Annotated in this window: 17 protein-coding genes; 4 read left to right on the top strand and 13 right to left on the bottom strand. The window is 78.0% G+C overall.

Annotation, left to right across the window (positions count from 1 at the left end; translation table 11 throughout):
• Window positions 1–75: 75 nt before the first annotated feature.
• The 7 genes from DQ238_RS21465 to ssd all read right to left on the bottom strand — a co-directional run bounded on the left by DQ238_RS21465 (window position 76) and on the right by ssd (window position 5,065).
• On the bottom strand, window positions 76–444 hold the full coding sequence (locus DQ238_RS21465; RefSeq protein WP_113783285.1) for an Rv3654c family TadE-like protein: 369 nt from the start codon (window positions 442–444) through the stop codon (window positions 76–78).
• On the bottom strand, window positions 441–872 hold the full coding sequence (locus tag DQ238_RS21460; protein ID WP_233496171.1) for a TadE family type IV pilus minor pilin: 432 nt from the start codon (window positions 870–872) through the stop codon (window positions 441–443). The genes DQ238_RS21465 and DQ238_RS21460 overlap by 4 nt, the downstream gene beginning before the upstream one ends.
• A 2-nt stretch (window positions 873–874) precedes the next feature.
• On the bottom strand, window positions 875–1,159 hold the full coding sequence (locus DQ238_RS23985; RefSeq protein WP_233496170.1) for a DUF4244 domain-containing protein: 285 nt from the start codon (window positions 1,157–1,159) through the stop codon (window positions 875–877).
• Between the two features lie 130 nt (window positions 1,160–1,289).
• Entirely contained in the window at window positions 1,290–2,009 is a 720-nt protein-coding gene (locus tag DQ238_RS21450) for a type II secretion system F family protein (protein WP_113783284.1), read from the bottom strand.
• A gap of 13 nt (window positions 2,010–2,022) precedes the next feature.
• A complete protein-coding gene (locus DQ238_RS21445) occupies window positions 2,023–2,829 on the bottom strand; it encodes a type II secretion system F family protein (protein ID WP_113783283.1) in 807 nt (268 codons plus the stop codon).
• The gene (locus DQ238_RS21440; protein ID WP_113783282.1) at window positions 2,826–3,971 is read right to left on the bottom strand and encodes a TadA family conjugal transfer-associated ATPase; all 1,146 of its coding nucleotides are present in this window, start codon (window positions 3,969–3,971) and stop codon (window positions 2,826–2,828) included. Before DQ238_RS21440 ends, DQ238_RS21445 begins: the two co-directional genes overlap by 4 nt.
• Window positions 3,968–5,065 carry a septum site-determining protein Ssd gene (gene ssd / locus DQ238_RS21435; protein ID WP_113783281.1) on the bottom strand — a complete coding sequence of 366 codons (1,098 nt, stop codon included), beginning with the start codon at window positions 5,063–5,065 and terminating at the stop codon, window positions 3,968–3,970. Before ssd ends, DQ238_RS21440 begins: the two co-directional genes overlap by 4 nt.
• Before the next feature lie 129 nt (window positions 5,066–5,194).
• Between ssd and DQ238_RS21430 the strand changes: the two genes are divergently transcribed.
• Window positions 5,195–6,037: an HAD family phosphatase gene (locus DQ238_RS21430; protein ID WP_113783295.1), complete on the top strand. Its 843-nt coding sequence runs from the start codon at window positions 5,195–5,197 to the stop codon at window positions 6,035–6,037.
• Window positions 6,038–6,216: 179 nt separating this feature from the next.
• Here the strand turns inward: DQ238_RS21430 and DQ238_RS21425 are convergent, their stop codons facing one another.
• Together DQ238_RS21425 and DQ238_RS21420 are read right to left on the bottom strand one after the other, a co-directional pair.
• Complete coding sequence (locus DQ238_RS21425; protein WP_113783280.1) at window positions 6,217–7,185, bottom strand: aldo/keto reductase; 969 nt, start codon at window positions 7,183–7,185, stop codon at window positions 6,217–6,219.
• A 243-nt stretch (window positions 7,186–7,428) separates the two neighbouring features.
• Window positions 7,429–8,217 (bottom strand): oxidoreductase, encoded by a 789-nt coding sequence (locus tag DQ238_RS21420; RefSeq protein ID WP_113783279.1) that lies wholly within the window; start codon window positions 8,215–8,217, stop codon window positions 7,429–7,431.
• Window positions 8,218–8,279: 62 nt separating this feature from the next.
• On the opposite strand from DQ238_RS21420, the gene DQ238_RS21415 reads away from it, so the two are divergent.
• Genes DQ238_RS21415 through DQ238_RS21405 form a run of 3 tightly spaced genes read left to right on the top strand, consistent with a single transcriptional unit; the run spans window position 8,280 to window position 10,211 of the window.
• Entirely contained in the window at window positions 8,280–8,831 is a 552-nt protein-coding gene (locus DQ238_RS21415) for a histidine phosphatase family protein (protein WP_113783294.1), read from the top strand.
• A 49-nt stretch (window positions 8,832–8,880) separates the two neighbouring features.
• Window positions 8,881–9,402 (top strand): bifunctional adenosylcobinamide kinase/adenosylcobinamide-phosphate guanylyltransferase, encoded by a 522-nt coding sequence (cobU, locus tag DQ238_RS21410; protein WP_113783278.1) that lies wholly within the window; start codon window positions 8,881–8,883, stop codon window positions 9,400–9,402.
• Window positions 9,399–10,211, top strand: a complete 813-nt coding sequence (locus tag DQ238_RS21405; protein WP_113783277.1) for an adenosylcobinamide-GDP ribazoletransferase — start codon at window positions 9,399–9,401, stop codon at window positions 10,209–10,211. The genes cobU and DQ238_RS21405 overlap by 4 nt, the downstream gene beginning before the upstream one ends.
• 34 nt (window positions 10,212–10,245) lie before the next feature.
• On the opposite strand, the gene DQ238_RS22955 is transcribed toward DQ238_RS21405, so the two are convergent.
• From DQ238_RS22955 to DQ238_RS22950, 4 genes are all read right to left on the bottom strand, one after another.
• Window positions 10,246–10,407, bottom strand: a complete 162-nt coding sequence (locus DQ238_RS22955; protein ID WP_158550885.1) for a hypothetical protein — start codon at window positions 10,405–10,407, stop codon at window positions 10,246–10,248.
• 282 nt (window positions 10,408–10,689) lie between these two features.
• Window positions 10,690–14,316, bottom strand: a complete 3,627-nt coding sequence (gene cobN, locus DQ238_RS21395; protein WP_199506502.1) for a cobaltochelatase subunit CobN — start codon at window positions 14,314–14,316, stop codon at window positions 10,690–10,692.
• A gap of 177 nt (window positions 14,317–14,493) precedes the next feature.
• Window positions 14,494–14,886, bottom strand: coding sequence for a hypothetical protein (locus tag DQ238_RS21390; RefSeq protein WP_113783274.1), 393 nt, complete (start codon window positions 14,884–14,886; stop codon window positions 14,494–14,496).
• 259 nt (window positions 14,887–15,145) lie between these two features.
• A partial coding sequence (locus tag DQ238_RS22950) for an HNH endonuclease signature motif containing protein (RefSeq protein ID WP_199506501.1) occupies window positions 15,146–15,450 on the bottom strand: 305 nt, incomplete at its 5' end.

Below are 15,450 nucleotides of genomic sequence, written 5' to 3'. Positions count from 1 at the left end.
CGAGGGCGCCCCGCGGCCGCCGTCCTGACGTCCGCCGTGCGGGCCTCGTCCCCGCCCGGGCCGGACAGCTGCCGCTCACGGCAGCACCGGCCCGGCACGGGCGCGGGCTCCCGCCCGGTGCGCGCCGACCGGACCCAGCCGGACCGGCACCTCGACGGCGACCTCGACGACCGACGCGCCGTCGACCGTGCACGCCGTCAGGTGCGCCCCGTTGGCGCGGGCGACCTCCGCGGCCACCGCGCACGCCCGCGAGTCGCCGCGGACGGCGCGCTCGGCGGCGGCCAGCGCGGCGAGGTCGGCCGCGCCGGTGGCGCGGTGGCGGCCGACCACCGCCGCACCGACCAGGACCGCGGCCACGCCGATCGCGGCGAGCACCCCGGAGAGGGCGACGACCCACACCGTGGCCGACCCCCGCTCCCCGGCCGACCGGCTGCTGCGCCTCATCCGCTCGTCCCCCCGGGCGCGGGAGGAGCCGGGGAGGTGCCCGGCTCGCGCTGCGCCACGGCGGAGGCGGAGACCCGGACCCGCAGCGGGACCGGGCCCAGCGGTACGACGTCCGCCGCCACCGTGACCGTGACGGTGGCCCCGTCGCCGGCCACAGTGGTCGCCGCTCCCTCGGGTGCGGCACGGCCGGCGATGCCGCTGACCACCGCGGCCTCCTCGCCCCGGGCCGCCGCGCGGGCGCCCTCGCGTGCGGCGTCGACGCACCGCAGCTGGGCCCCGACGACGGTCACGGCCGCCACCGCCCCGACGAGGACGAGGAGCAGCACGGGCAGGACCACCGCCGTCTCGGCCGTCACCATGCCGGCCTCGCGCCGGGCGCCCGTCCGCGGGCCGGCCGCCCGGCGTGGCAGGCCCGAGGCGCGGCACACGGTCAGGAGAGGGTGGCCAGGGCGTCGGCGACCAGGGCGCCGAGCGCGTCGACGACCGAGCCGCCGGTGACCACCCGGTAGAGCACCGCGGCGAACGCGCAGGCGGCCACGGTGCCGACGGCGTACTCCGCCGTGCTCATGCCGGCCTCACCGCTGGCGCGGACCCGGGCCCAGCGGGCCCGCAGGCCGCCGGCCGGCGGCGCCTCCGCGGCCGGGGGCACTCCCCCGGCCGGCTGGTCGTCCTCCGGGAGCTCGCCGTCGGGACGGGGTGCAGGGACAACGGTCACGGGTACCTCCTCGGTCGCGGGCCCGCCGTCCGGGCCACGGGTCCGACCCTCCCGAGGTCCGGGGGCCGCCTCCAGGCGCTGGCGGGATCTGTGGACGCCGACGCCGGCTGTGGACGGCCGGGAGCCGGGCTCAGCCGAAGACGTCCGCGGCGATGCCGAGCACCAGCGGCACCACGCCCAGGCAGAGGAACGCCGGCAGGAAGCAGACCCCGAGCGGGGCCAGCACCCACACCCCGGCCCGGCGGACGGCGGCGTCGGCGCGGCTGCGCGCCTCGGCGCGGACGTCCGCGGCGAGGGCGCGCAGCGCGGGGACGACGGTCGAGCCGGACTCGCCCGCGCGGACCAGCACCCGGCCCAGGACGGCCAGCTCGGCCGGGACGTCGGACCACGCCCGGCGCGGCGGGGCGCCCAGCCGGTAGAGGCCGGCGACCGTGGCGAGCTCGGGTCCGAGGGGGCCGGGCAGGGCCGTGGCCACGGCGGCCAGCGCACCGCCCACGGGCAGCCCGGCGGCCAGGCAGACCGCGAGCAGGTCGCACGCGACCGGCAGGTCCGCCGCCAGCTGCGGCCCGTCGCGCGGCGCGTCGGCGGTCCTGCTCCGCAGGAGGCGCTCACCGGCGACGGTGACCACGGCGGCCGCCGCGAGTCCCGGGAGGCCGCCGAGCAGGAGGCCGGCCGCCGCGCCGGCCGCACCGGCCAGCAGCCACCGGCGGCGCGCGGCCGCGGGCCCGGCCGGCACCTCGGAGGGCCCCGGCTCGCGGAGCAGCAGGGAACGTGCGCGGACGGCGGCCGTCGACGGCGGTGGCCAGGTGAGCAGGGCGGCGGCGAGCAGGAGGGCGACCGCGGCGCTCACGGCGCGGCCCGGCTCACCGCTCGGCCCGACGGACGAGCCGGGCCGACCACGCCACCCCCGCGACCTCGAGCCCGACCCCGGCCACCAGGAGCACCTGCCCGGGAACGGTGGTGGTGAGCACCCCCCACGGGTCGGCCCCCACGCCGCCGCCCATGACCAGGCCCAGGACGGGCAACCCGGCGAGCAGCCCCGCGCTGGCGCGCGCCCCCGCGGTGGCCGACCGCAGGTCCAGCCGCCGGCGGTGCCGCGCGCGCAGATCGTCCTCGACCGCTCCGACGACGGCGACCAGCGAGCACCCGGTGCGCACGCTGAGCAGGGACGCCGCCGACACCCGGCGCAGGGCCCGGCCGACCTCCCCGGGGTCGTCCTCGACGCCGTCGGTCCAGGCCTCCGGTGCGCGCACCGCCCGGGTCAGCGCCCGGGCGCTGTCGTCGTCCGCGCACGCTGCGGCGGCGGCACGGGCGGCCTCCTCCAGCGTGCGCCCGCTGCGCAGCTCGGCCGCCAGCGCGACCAGGGCCTCGACGAGGGCGGCGAGCCGCGCCTGCTCCCGGGCACCCGCGCGGCGTCGCAGGTCGGCGCGGGCGGCCAGGGCCGCGCCGGCCCCGGCGAGAGCGGCGACCAGCGGCGTGCTGACCCCCGCGACGAGCGCCGCGGCCGCGGCGGCGCAGACCCCCGGGGACGGCGACCCGGCCCACGGCCGGGTCCTGCGGCCCGCACCTGCCGGGGCGCTGCGCACCCCCTGCCACCGGGCGCGACGGACCCCCCGGTCGCCCGGCCACAGCAGGAGGGCCGCGGCGAGGAGCAGCAGCGCTGCCGTCACGGGTGGCCCCCCGCCGTGAGCAGGTCGTCCAGCCGGGCCGCTCCCGGGCACGGGCCTCCGTCGGCCCGCCACCCCGCCTCCACGACGACGAGGTCGCCGGCGCGGCGGACCACGCCGATCTCCTCGACCCGCCGCCCCGACGGCGTCCGCCGCAGGTGCACCACCGCCGCGAGAGCCGCGGCCGCCTGGCTGTGCACGGCGAGCCGGTCGAGCCCGGCGGCGACGCCGAGCGACTCGAGCCGGGCCGGCACCTCGGCCGGCCGGTTGGCGTGCAGCGTGCCGCACCCGCCGTCGTGCCCGGTGTTGAGCGCGGCGAGCAGGTCCGTGACCTCCGCGCCGCGCACCTCTCCGACCACCAGCCGGTCCGGTCGCATCCGCAGCGCCTGCCGGACCAGGTCCCGCAGGGTCACCTCCCCGACGCCCTCGACGTTGGCCGGCCGGGTCCCCAGCCGGACGACGTGGGGGTGTGCCGGCGCCAGCTCCGGCGCGTCCTCGCACACCAACAGCCGCTCGGTGGTCGGGACGAGGCCGAGCAGCGCCGACAGCAGGGTGGTCTTGCCCGAGCCGGTGCCGCCGGTGACGAGGAAGGCCAGCCGGCGGGCGACGAGGGCCCGGAGCAGGTCACCGGACCCGGCCGGGAACGCGCCTCGGGCCTCCAGGTCGGCCAGGGACAGCGAGGCCCGCCGCAGCACGCGCAGCGACAGGCAGGTCCCGCTGCCCGACACCGGTGGCAGCACCGCGTGCAGCCGGGTGCCGTCGGGCAGGCCCACGTCGACCCACGGGGCGGCGTCGTCGAGCCGCCGGCCGGCTGCGGCCGCGAGCCGGACGGCCAGGCGGCGGATCGAGTCCTCGTCGGGGAAGCGCACCAGGGTGCGCTCGAGCCCGCCGCCCCGGTCGACCCACACCTGGTCGGGGCCGTTGACGAGCACGTCGCTGACCCCCGGCTCCCGCAGCAGGGGTTCGAGCGGACCGGCTCCGGCCAGCTCGTCGACGGCGTCGCGGACGGCCTGCAGCACGTCGTCGTCACCGAGCAGGCCGCCGGACTCCTCGCGCACGAGGGCCGCCACGGCCGCCCGGGTGGGCACGCCGGGCTCGAGCACCAGTCGGGCGCGGACCCGGTCGACCAGCGGGCCGCTGCTCATGCCGCGTCCTGCGCCGAACGGGCCAGCTCGGCCAGCAGCCGGCGGGCCGGGCCGCCCAGCGGCGAGCGGGGGCCCACCCGGGGCGGCCGTCCCTGCTCGCCGCGGGCCACCGCGCCGCGGTCGTGCCCCAGCTCGGCCAGCACGGGGCGGCCGACGACGTCGGCGACGTCGTCCGTCGACAGCCCGCCGGCCACCTGCCGCACCACCAGCTGCGCCCCGGACCAGAGGGCCGACCGGCCGTCGGGAGCCGGCTCGACGAGCAGGCGGGCGGCCGAGGCCGCCCGGAGCCGGGCGGGGACGACGAGCACCGCCAGGTCGGCCTCGGCCAGCGCCGCCTCGGCGAGCTCCGGGCCGGCCGTGCGGGGCAGGTCGACGACCACCGGCCAGCCGCCCGCGCGGACCGCCTCCACCACGGCGGTCAGCGCCTCGGCCGGCACCGCACCCGGTGCGGAGCGGGATCCGGCGAGGACGTGCACGCCGTCGACCTGGGGGAGGGCGGCCATCAGCGCGTCCCCGGCCACCCGCCCGCGCAGCCCGGTGAGCTCGGGCCAGCGCAGCCCCTCCTCGCCCTCCGCCCCCAGCAGCAGGTCCAGCCCGCCGCCCCAGCCGTCGGTGTCGACCAGCAGGACGCCGTCCGTCCCGGGAGCCGTCGTCAGCGCCAGCGCCGCGGCGAGCGTGCTGACCCCCGCGCCGCCGCAGCTGCTCCCGACGGCGACCAGCCGGCCGCGGTCGACCGGGCGGCGCAGCGCCGACCCGACCCGGGACACCAGCCACCCCTCGTCGGCCGGGAGCACGGCCACCCGCTCCGCGCCCAGCTCCACCGCGGCCGCCCACACGGCGGGAGGGGGCTCGTCTCCCGCGACGACGACCAGGCCGGGTCGGCGCACCAGGGCGCGGACGGGACCGGTGCCGAGGACGTCGGCGCCGAGGAGGACCAGGGGCGCCTCCCGGTGCGCACGGCGCAGCGCCGGGCCACCGGTGGCGACCTCGGGCTCGGCTCCGGCGGCGGCCAGCAGCCGCAGCAGGTCGTCGAGCAGCTGCTCGTCGGCGCTGACGACGAGCGGTCGGGCAGGTGGGGGGCGCAGGGCGGTCACGACGGGGAGCCCAGCGCACCCGGCTCCGCGGCCGCGAGGGGTGCGCGGGATCTGTGGACGACCCGGAAGGGTGTGGACGGTGCCCACGTCCGCGTCCTGCGTCGGTGGGTGCACTTACAGTCGTGGACCGTGACCCGCGCAGCGGCGTTCTTCGACCTGGACAAGACGGTCATCGCCAAGTCCAGCACCCTGGCCTTCGGCCGGCCGTTCTTCCAGGGCGGGCTGATCAACCGCCGCGCCGTCCTCAAGGGCGCCTACGCCCAGTTCGTCTTCTCCCTCGCCGGCGCCGACGCGCAGCAGATGGAGCGCATGCGCGCGCAGATCACCCAGATGTGCACCGGCTGGGACGTCGCCACGGTGCACGAGATCGTCCGCGAGACGCTGCACGACGTCGTCGACCCGCTGGTGTACGCCGAGGCCGCCGACCTGATCGAGGAGCACCGGGCGGCCGGCCGGGAGATCGTCATCGTCTCCAGCAGCGGCGCGGAGATGGTCGAGCCGATCGGCGACATGCTCGGCGCCGACCGGGTCGTGGCCACCCGCATGGTGACCGTCGAGGGTCGCTACACCGGGGAGATCGAGTTCTACGCCTACGGGGAGAACAAGGCGGTCGCCGTCCGGGAGGTCGCGGCGGAGAGCGGCTACGACCTGGCCGACTGCTCCGCCTACAGCGACTCGATCACCGACCTGCCGATGCTCGAGGCGGTCGGGCACCCGACCGCGGTGAACCCCGACCGGGCGCTGCGCAGGGCCGCGGCCGAGCGGGGCTGGCCGGTGCTGGAGTTCAGCCGGCCGGTGTCCATGCGCTCCCGGTTCCCGGTGCCGACGGCACCGGTGGTGACCGGCGCGGCGATGGGCGTGGGTGCCGCCGTCGCGGGTCTGGCCTGGTACGCCCGTCGGCGTGCGCTGCGGGAGGCCGCCGCCGGGCCGCCGGCGCCGCTGTCCGGCCGGCGTCGCCACCGCGGCGCCTGAAAGAGGACCCCCTCCTGCTACGAGGACTCCCTCCAGGGCCTCCCCTCGCACGCTCGGAAGGAGGACCCCGTCCTCCCCACCCCTCGCGTGCTCGGGGTGGGACCCGGGACGGGGCCGGCGGGACCCGGGAGGCGGCCGGGAGGGGGTCGCACCAGGGACGCCGGGGAGGGAGCCGGCGGTCAGATGGGGAGGCGCTCCCGCACGTGCTCGACGAGGGTGCGCACCGCGGAAACGGGCCGGAACGCCCGCGCCGCCGCGGTGAGCGCCGTCTGCTCGTCCGGCCGGAGCGTCATGTCCGCGGCGGCGGCGTTGGCCTCGACCTGCGCGACGCTCGACGCCCCCGGGATCACCACGACCCGCGGCAGGGAGACCAGCCAGGCCAGCGCGATCTGCGCCGGGGTGGCGTCGCGGGCCGCGGCGACCTCCCGCAGCACGTCGAGCAGCGGCTCGGCCCGGCGCAGGTTCTCCGTGCCGAACAGCGGGTTGGCCGCCCGCACGCCGCCGGGCCGGTGGTCGACGGTGTAGCGGCCACCGAGCAGCCCCTGCGCCAGCGGGCTGTAGGCCATGACCATCCGGTGCTCGCGCTCGGCGAAGGGGACCAGGTCCTCGAGCGGGGCGGCGTGGGCCAGGGAGAAGTGCACCTGGTTGCTGACCACCGGGCGGCCGAGCGCGGCGTCGGCCGCCTGCCACCGCTCGAGCGGGTAGTTGGAGACGCCGACCGCGTCGATGCGGCCGGCGTCGAGCAGCTCCCGCATGCCCGGCATGATCACCGAGTCCTGCACCAGCGGGTTGGGCTGGTGCACCTGGTAGAGCGGCACCCGCTGCAGCCCCAGCCGTCGGGCGCTGCCGGCGAGGCGGCTGCGGACCACCGGCGGGAACGGGGCCACCGGGAAGAGCTTGGTGGCGACGACGACGTCGGCCCGCTCCTCGCCGAGGGCCTCCCCGAGGATGCGCTCGCTGCGGCCGAAGCCGTAGATCTCCGCGGTGTCGAAGAGGGTGATGCCCAGCTCACGGGCCCGGCGGACGATGGCGCGGGCCTCGCCGGCGGCGTAGGCGTCGCCGTACCCCCACTCGCGCGAACCGAACTGCCAGGTGCCCAGGCCGACCCGGCTGACCGCACCGAGCCCGTCGACGTCGAGAGTGCGCACGGCGCCCAGTCTGCCTGCTCGACGGCGGCGGGGCTGCCTCGAGGAGTGGAGCCCAGAGGGTCCCCGACGAGCGGCCGGGTGGGCTCCACGCAGGTCGGGGACGGGGGCCGGTACCTGGTGGCGGGGGCCGGGAGGAGTGGGGCCCGGAGGGTCCCCGACGAGCGGCCGGATGGGCTCAGCGCCGGTCGGGGACGGCACGTGGTGGCGGTGCGGTCCGGCAGGACCGCAGTGTCGCAGTCATCGTCAGCCGCGCAGCAGGCTCTCGGCGATCGCCAGCCCCTCGGCCGCCCCGTGCTCGGTGGCGCGGCAGCAGTGCACCAGCCATCCCGCGACGCCGTCCGGCCGCCCGGAGGCGTAGCCGGCCAGCGCCCGGCCGTACTCCTCGCGGCCGAGCTCGACGAACCCCACCTCCGGCACCGACACGGCCTTGGGGTCCAGGCCACGGGCGATCCCGGTCAGCCGGGCGGCGGCACGGGCCACGATCCCGTCGGCGACGCCGAAGGGCGCCACGGCCGCCAGCTCACCGTGCACGACCGCGGTCAGGACGACCGCCGGGACGGCGCTGTCCCCGGTGACCAGGGGGAACAGCCCGTGCAGGCGGGGGCCGGCGTGGGGAGCCGGGCGGCCGAGGTCCGCGCGGTCGGCGAGGTCGGCGGCGGCCAGCACGTGCAGCCGGGCCAACACCTGCCCGGGAGCCCGCGACCAGGTCTCGACCATCGAGCCGAGGGCGGCCGAGGTGCGCAGCGACCCCTGCACGACCGGGTCGTCGACCTGCCCCGCGCGCAGCCCGGCCAGCGGCACGTCGACGCCCTCGAGGGCGGCCGAGGCCCGTGCGCCGCGCAGCGCCGACTCGGTGCTGACCTCCGCGGACCGGTTGCGCATGAGCCGGTGCCGCAGCAGCCGGTCGATCCCGGCCCGGGCGGCGTCGGCGGCGTCCCGCACGCCGGGCAGGTCGAGCAGCGGGGCCAGCGGGTCCGGAGCAGCCGGGCGGGTCGCGGGTCGGGCGGCGCCGGGACGGACGGGGGTGCTCACCCCCCGACGGTACGAGGGGACGCGCGGTGGTCCGCGGCCCGCTGGCTACGCTGCCTCCCACCATGGCCCGGCCGCTGACCCTCCTGCTCGTGCGCCACGGGCAGAGCGAGTGGAACGCCGCGGGCCTCGTGCAGGGCCAGACGCCGCACGTGCCGCTGACCGAGCTCGGGCACGCCCAGGCCGCCGCGGCCGCACGCGAGCTCGCCGCGCTGCGCCCCGGCGCCCTCGTCTCCAGCGACCTGCGCCGGGCGGTGCAGACCGCCGAGCACTGCGCCCGGGCGACCGGCCTGCCGCTGACCACCACCCCGGCGCTGCGCGAGCAGGGCTACGGCGTGCTGGAGGGACGACCGTCGCGCGAGCTGTGGGACGTCGTCGACTGGACCGACCCGCGCTGGACGGCGCGCGGCGGGGAGAGCCTGGCCGCGCTGCACGCCCGGGTCGGCGCCTACCTCGGGCAGCTGTGCGCCGAGCCGCCGGCCGACGTGGTCGCGCTGGTCACGCACGGCGACACCATCCGCGCCGCACAGGCGGTCGCCGCCGGGCTCGGACCCGACGCCCTGCCGGCGGTCACGCCGCACAACGGCACGGTCACCCGCCTCGAGCTGGTGCCGTGAGCGCAGCGAGGGCGACGGGCGTGGAGCCGGACCGGCCCGGAGCCGAGCCGTGAGCCGGGTGCTGGTGCTCGGCGGCTCACGGTCGGGCAAGTCCGCCCACGCCGAGACCCTGGTCGCGGACGCGGAGGCGGTCACCTACCTGGCCGCCTGCCCCCCGGTGCCGGGCGACGACGAGTGGGCCGCCCGGGTGGCCGCGCACCGGGGCCGGCGCCCGGCCGGCTGGACGACGGTGGAGACGACGGCGCCCGGCGACCTGCTGCGCCCGGGCACGGTGCTGGTCGACAGCATCACCACCTGGGTGGCCGCGCTGATGGACGAGGCCGGCGTGTGGGCCGGCGAGCCCGGCTCCCGCGACCGCCTGGCCGCCCGGTGCGACGCGCTGGTCGAGGCCTGGACGGCGACGCCGGCGCACGTGGTGGCCGTGTCGGACGAGGTGGGGCTGGGGGTGGTCCCGGAGACCCGGTCGGGCCGGCTGTTCCGCGACACCCTGGGCGCGGTCAACCAGCGGCTGGCCCGCACCGCCGACGAGGTGTGGTTCGTCGTCGCCGGCCTGCCCCAGCGGCTGCGGTGAGCCGGTCGTCGGGCGCCGGTGCGGCAGGCACGCCCGGCGGCCGGCCCCCCGGGAGGTGGACCGGTCCGCTGGAGTCCGCCGCGCTGCTCACCGTGCTCCGGGTGCCGGCGCGGTCGGCGGCGTCCACCCGGGGCGTGCTGCCCTGGGCGCCGTTGGTCGGGCTGGTGCTGGGCGGCATCGCGACGGGGGTCGCCGTCACCGGCGCGCACCTGGTCTCGGCGCTGGCCGGGGCGGTGCTCGGAGTGGCGGTGCTCGCGGCGCTCACCCGCGGCCTGCACCTGGACGGCCTGGCCGACACCGCCGACGGGCTCGGTCCGCTGCGCGACCGGGAGCGGGCGCTGCGGGTGATGCGCCAGGGGGACGTCGGGCCGTTCGGCGTGGTGACGCTGCTGCTCACCGTCCTGCTCCAGGTGGCCTGCGCGGCCGCGCTCCTGGCCGACGACTCCGGCTGGACGGCGCTGTGGACGGCTCCCCTCGCCGGACGCCTGATGATGGCGCGCACCGGGCTGCCCGGCGTCCCCACGGCGCGGGGTTCGTCGCTCGGGCAGTCGGTCGCCGGCACGGTGTCCCGCGCCTGGCTGACCGGCTGCGGGCTGGCCGCGGCCGCGCTGGTGACCGCCGCGGCCGCCGGCGACTGGGTACTCGCCGGTCAGCTCCTCGGCAGTGCGGCCGCCGGCCTGGCCGCGGCCGAGCTCCTCCTGCGCCGGGCGCGCGCCCGCCTGGGCGGCGTCACCGGCGACGTCATGGGGGCGATGGGCGAGGCGGCGGCCACGGTCACCCTGCTGGTGGCCGCGGCCGTCGTCCGCTGAGGCCTCAGCGGCGGCGCAGCAGCCCGCTGAGGCCTCAGCGGCGGCGCAGCAGCCCGCTGAGCACGCCGCCGAGGCCGGACGCGGCCGTCGTGGGGCGGCCCCGGCGCATGCCGCGCGAGGTCGGCCGGCCGTGACCGCGGCCGGCGGACGCGCCCCGGCCGGACATCGCCCAGCCGGCCATCCCGCGACCGGCCATCCCGCGACCAGACCCCCCGCGGCCGGACAGCCCGCGGCCGGACATCGCCCAGCCGGCCATCCCGCGACCGGACCCCCGGCGGCCGGACATCCCCAGGCCGGGCGCCCCTCGTCCCATCCCACGACCGGACAGCCCGCGGCCTTGCACCGCCCAGCCGGACCTCCCCCGGCCGGTGCGCCCGCTGCGGGCCGCGGTGCTCACCGGGCTCTCTCCCCTGCCCATCAGTCGTCCCAGGATGCTCATGGCACCGGGGTACCCCGCGCGGTGGGTGTGATGCACGCCTCAACCCGCGACGCCCTGCTGGGCCGGGGTCTCGCCGCCCTCCAGGTCGCCCTCGGTGTCGAGGTAGGCCTGCTGCAGCTCGGCCAGCAGGCCTGCGTCCGGCGAGGCCCACATCCGCCGGTCGACGGCCTCCAGCAGCCGCTCGGCGATGCCGTGCAGCGCCCACGGGTTGGCCCGCTCCAGGAACTCCCGGTTCTCCGGGTCGAGCACGTAGGTCTGGGCCAGCTTCTCGTACATCCAGTCGGCGACCACGCCGGTGGTGGCGTCGTAGCCGAACAGGTAGTCCACGGTCGCGGCCAGCTCGAAGGCGCCCTTGTAGCCGTGCCGGCGCATCGCCGCCAGCCACTTCGGGTTGACCACCCGGGCCCGGAAGACCCGCGCGGTCTCCTCGGTCAGCGCCCGGGTGCGCACCGACTCGGGCCGGGTGGAGTCGCCGATGTAGGCCGCCGGCGCCCGACCGGTCAGCGCGCGGACGGTCGCCACCATCCCCCCGTGGTACTGGAAGTAGTCGTCGGAGTCGGCGATGTCGTGCTCGCGGGTGTCGACGTTCTTGGCCGCCACCGCGATCCGCCGGTAGGCCGCCTCCATGTCCGGCCGGGCGGCCACGCCGTCCAGCCCGCGGCCGTAGGCGTAGCCGCCCCACACTGCGTACACCTCGGCCAGGTCGGCGTCCCCGCGCCAGTCGCGCGAGTCGATCAGCGGCAGCAACCCGGCCCCGTAGGCGCCCGGCTTGGAGCCGAACACCCGGGTGGTGGCCCGCCGCCGGTCCCCGTGCTCCACCACGTCCGCCTCGACGTGGGCACGGACGAAGTTGTCGGCGGGCGACTCGTCGAGCCCGGCCGCCAGCGTCACCGCGTCGTCCAGCATGGTCACCACGTGCGGGAAGGCGTCCCGGAAGAAGCCCGAGATCCGCACGGTGACGTCGATCCGCGGCCGGCCCAGCTCCGCCAGCGGCACCGGCTCCAGCGCAGTCACCCGCCGCGACGCGTCGTCCCACACCGGGCGGACGCCGAGCAGCGCCAGCACCTCCCCGACGTCGTCGCCGGAGGTGCGCATCGCCGAGGTGCCCCACACCGACAGGCCCACCGAGGCCGGGTACTCCCCCGTGTCCGCGAGGTAGCGGGACACCAGCGACTCGGCCATCGCCTGCCCGGTCTCCCAGGCCAGCCGGGAGGGGATCGCCCGCGGGTCGACCGAGTAGAAGTTGCGCCCGGTCGGCAGCACGTTGACCAGCCCGCGCAGCGGCGAGCCCGACGGCCCGGCCGGCACGTAGCCGCCGTCGAGGGCGTGCAGGACGGCGTCGAGCTCGTCGGTGGTGCGCTCCAGCCGCGGCACCACCTCGTCGACGGCGAACCGCAGCACCGCCTCGACCGGCTCCGACGGCCCGCCGAGCACGTCCGCCACCACCGACGGCACCGCCGACGCCGTCCACCCGGCCGCCTCCATGCCCGAGACCAGCGCGTGCGCCCGGGCCTCCACGGCGTCGGTCGTCGACCGGTCGGCGTCCTCCGCCAGCCCGAGCGCCTCGCGCAGCCCGGGCAGCGCCACCCGACCGCCCCAGATCTGCCGGGCCCGGAGCACCGCCAGCACCAGGTCCACGCGGTCGGAACCGGTCGGGGGCACGCCCAGCACGTGCAGGCCGTCGCGGATCTGCGAGTCCTTGATCTCGCAGAGCCAGCCGTCGACGTGCAGGACCATCTCGTCGAAGTGCTCGTCGGCCGGCCGCTCGGAGAGCCCCAGGTCGGAGTCGAGGCGGGCGGCCTGCAGCAGCGTCCAGATCTGCGCCCGGACGGCGGGCAGCTTCGCCGGGTCCATCGCCGCGACGTTGGCGTGCTCGTCGAGCAGCTGCTCGAGCCGGGCGATGTCGCCGTAGGAGTCGGCGCGGGCCATCGGCGGCACCATGTGGTCGACCAGCGTGGCGTGCGCTCGCCGCTTGGCCTGGCTGCCCTCGCCCGGGTCGTTGACCAGGAACGGGTAGACCAGCGGCAGGTCGCCGATCGCGGCGTCCGGCGCGCACGAGGCCGACAGGCCGACGGTCTTGCCGGGCAGCCACTCCAGGTTGCCGTGCTTGCCGACGTGCACCAGCGCGTGCGCGCCGAAGACCGAGCGCAGCCACCAGTAGGCGGCCAGGTAGTGGTGGGACGGCGGCAGGTCGGGGTCGTGGTAGATCGCGATCGGGTTCTCCCCGAAGCCGCGCGGCGGCTGGACCATCACCACGACGTTGCCCGCCCGCAGCGCGGCGAAGACGATCGCCCCGTCGGACTCTTCGACGAACAGCGAGCCCGGCGGCTGGCCCCAGTGCTCCTCCATCGCCGCGCGCAGGTCGGCCGGCAGGGTGTCGAAGAACGCCCGGTACGCCTCGGCCGGGATGCGCACCGGGTTGCCCGACAGCTGCGCCTCGGTCAGCCAGTCGGCGTCCTGCCCGCCGGCGGCGATGAGGGCGTGCACCAGCGCGTCGCCGTCCAGCTCCGCCACACCCGGCAGGGCGTCCGGCCCGTCGAACGGGCCGATGTCGTAGCCGGCGCCGTACATCGCGGCCAGCAGGCGGACGACGGAGGCCGGGGTGTCCAGACCGACGGCGTTGCCGATCCGGGCGTGTTTGGTCGGGTAGGCCGACAGCATCACCACGATCCGCCGCTCGGCCGGCGACACGTGCCGCAGCCGGGCGTGCGCCACCGCCGTCCCGGCCACCCGCGCGGCCCGCTCGGGGTCGGCGACGTAGCTGGTCAAGCCGTCGGTGTCGGTCTCCTTGAAGGAGAACGGCACGCTGATCAGCCGGCCGTCGAACTCCGGGATCGCCACCTGGTTGCCGACGTCGAGCGGGGAGAGACCGTCGTCGCTGGCCAGCCACTCGGCGCGGCTCGAGGTCAGGCACAGCCCCTGGAGAACCGGCACGTCGAGCGAGGCCAGCGCGCCGACGTCCCACGCGCCGTCGTCCCCACCGGCCTGCGCGGTCGCCGGCCGCGAGCCGCCGGCGGCGAGCACGGTGACCACCAGCGCGTCGGCGCCGCCCAGGGTCTCCAGCAGCGCCGGGTCGACCGAGCGCAACGTGGAGGTGAACACCGGCAGGGCGCGGCCGCCGGCGTCCTCGATCGCGCCGCACAGGTCCTCGACGAACGCGGTGTTCCCGGCCAGGTGGTGCGCCCGGTAGTAGAGGACGGCGACGGTCGGCCCGCTGCCCCGGCTCTGCCGGTCCAGGACACCCCAGTCGGGCGCCACCGCCGGCGGCGCGAACCCCTCGCCGGTGAGCAGTACGGTGTCGGAGAGGAAGCGGTGCAGCTGGACGAGGTTGTCCGGGCCGCCCTGCGCCAGGTAGCCGTGCGCCTCGGTGGCCACGCCCATCGGGACGGTGGAGAGCTCCATCAGCTCGGCGTCGGGCAGCTGTTCCCCGCCGAGGACGACGACCGGCGCGGGCCCGGCCAGCAGCGGCGCCAGCAGCTGCTCGTACTGCCGGCGCACACCGAGGATGCGGACGACGACCAGCGCGCTGTCCTCGACCAGCGCGGCGGTACCCGCGGCGTCGAGCCGGGCGGGGTTGCCCAGGCGCCAGTCGGCGCCGCTGGCGCGGGCGGAGAGCAGGTCGGTGTCGCTGGTGGACAGCAGGGTGAACACGCGCTGGTCGCTCATCGGGCACCGACGCTACCGGGCGGCGGGCGCCCGGGGCCGCGTCGCGTCGCGCAGTTGCCACAGATCGTGGGCGGCGAGCTCGACCTCCTCGTGCCCCCACCCGGCGGCCCGCCCGGCGATCAGCTCGCGGGGGCAGCGCCGGCCTCGTCCACCCGGTACCTGGCACGACCGGTCCCCTCAGCCGTCGATGCCCAGCGCCTCGTACCCGGTCGCCCGCAGCCGCAGGTACTGGGCGGCGCACCGCCGCGGTGGCCCGGGCGGCCGCTGGATCACGCGGGGTCGCTGCACGACCTCGGTCGACCCGAACTGTTCGCCGGTGAGGTCGACCTCGGCGCCGCCGGGCAGCCGGTTCCACCAGTGCCAGCCCTGCCGGGAGCCGTCGGACAGGAGCACCTCGGCCAGCAGCAGCTCGCCGCCGAGCAGGTCGTGCAGCACCAGCGCGCTCGCCCCACACTGGCCGCGAGCGGGGTGGGCCGGCGACCAGTCGGCCAGGTCGGCGTCGTCGCAGGTCTCGAGGCTCCAAGCGGCACGCAGCGCGGGCTCGACGTCGGCCAGGGTCAGCGAGCGCATGCGAACAGCGTGTCGGGAGACCACGGACACCGGTCGGCGCAGCAGCAGGCGCTCTGCGAGGGCCGGCGGAACGGCCGGGCCGGTCACTCCGGGCTGCAGCCGTCGACCACCGGCCGCCGCGGGGCCCGCCTCGTCGCTCGGCTCGGCCGATCGGGACACACCCCGGGCGAGCTGAGGACGAGCCGGTCGGCTCGGGACAGCGCGTATTCCACGTCACCGTGCTCGGCACCCTCGATCGGCTCGGGCCACTCGTCGTGGGCTAGTACGGCGGGAGGTCGAGGTCGGTGCCGAACCGGGGCGGGTGGCTGACCAACACCTCGCCGTTGGGCAGGGTGACCGCCAGGCCGCCGTCGTCGGCCGCGTCGAACCGCCAGCCCGGTGCCTGGTGCTTGAGCCGGTGATGGTGCTCACACAGGGCGCACAGGTTGTCGTGCGACGTCGGGCCCTCGGGCCATCTGCGGCGGTGGTCCAGATCGCAGGTGCGGGCACGGGCTCGGCAGCCCGGGAATCGGCAGCGCTTGTCGCGCAACCGCACGAACCGGTCCAGCTCGGCCTCGGCATCGT

Origin of the sequence: Geodermatophilus sp. TF02-6, assembly GCF_003319115.1 — a bacterium.
In the GTDB taxonomy this organism is placed as follows: domain Bacteria; phylum Actinomycetota; class Actinomycetes; order Mycobacteriales; family Geodermatophilaceae; genus Geodermatophilus.
Note: the sequence above shows the minus strand (reverse complement) of the source record. Positions and strands in the feature narration are given on the sequence as shown.

What these genes read in the sequence shown, in the direction of transcription:
- cobN (WP_199506502.1), bottom strand. Translation starts at nt 14,316, where the DNA reads ATGAGCGACCAGCGCGTGTTCACCCTGCTGTCCACCAGCGACACCGAC.
- DQ238_RS22955 (WP_158550885.1), bottom strand. Translation starts at nt 10,407, where the DNA reads ATGGCCGGTCGCGGGATGGCCGGCTGGGCGATGTCCGGCCGGGGCGCG.
- DQ238_RS21465 (WP_113783285.1), bottom strand. Translation starts at nt 444, where the DNA reads ATGAGGCGCAGCAGCCGGTCGGCCGGGGAGCGGGGGTCGGCCACGGTG.
- DQ238_RS21415 (WP_113783294.1), top strand. Translation starts at nt 8,280, where the DNA reads ATGGCCCGGCCGCTGACCCTCCTGCTCGTGCGCCACGGGCAGAGCGAG.
- DQ238_RS21440 (WP_113783282.1), bottom strand. Translation starts at nt 3,971, where the DNA reads ATGAGCAGCGGCCCGCTGGTCGACCGGGTCCGCGCCCGACTGGTGCTC.
- DQ238_RS21390 (WP_113783274.1), bottom strand. Translation starts at nt 14,886, where the DNA reads ATGCGCTCGCTGACCCTGGCCGACGTCGAGCCCGCGCTGCGTGCCGCT.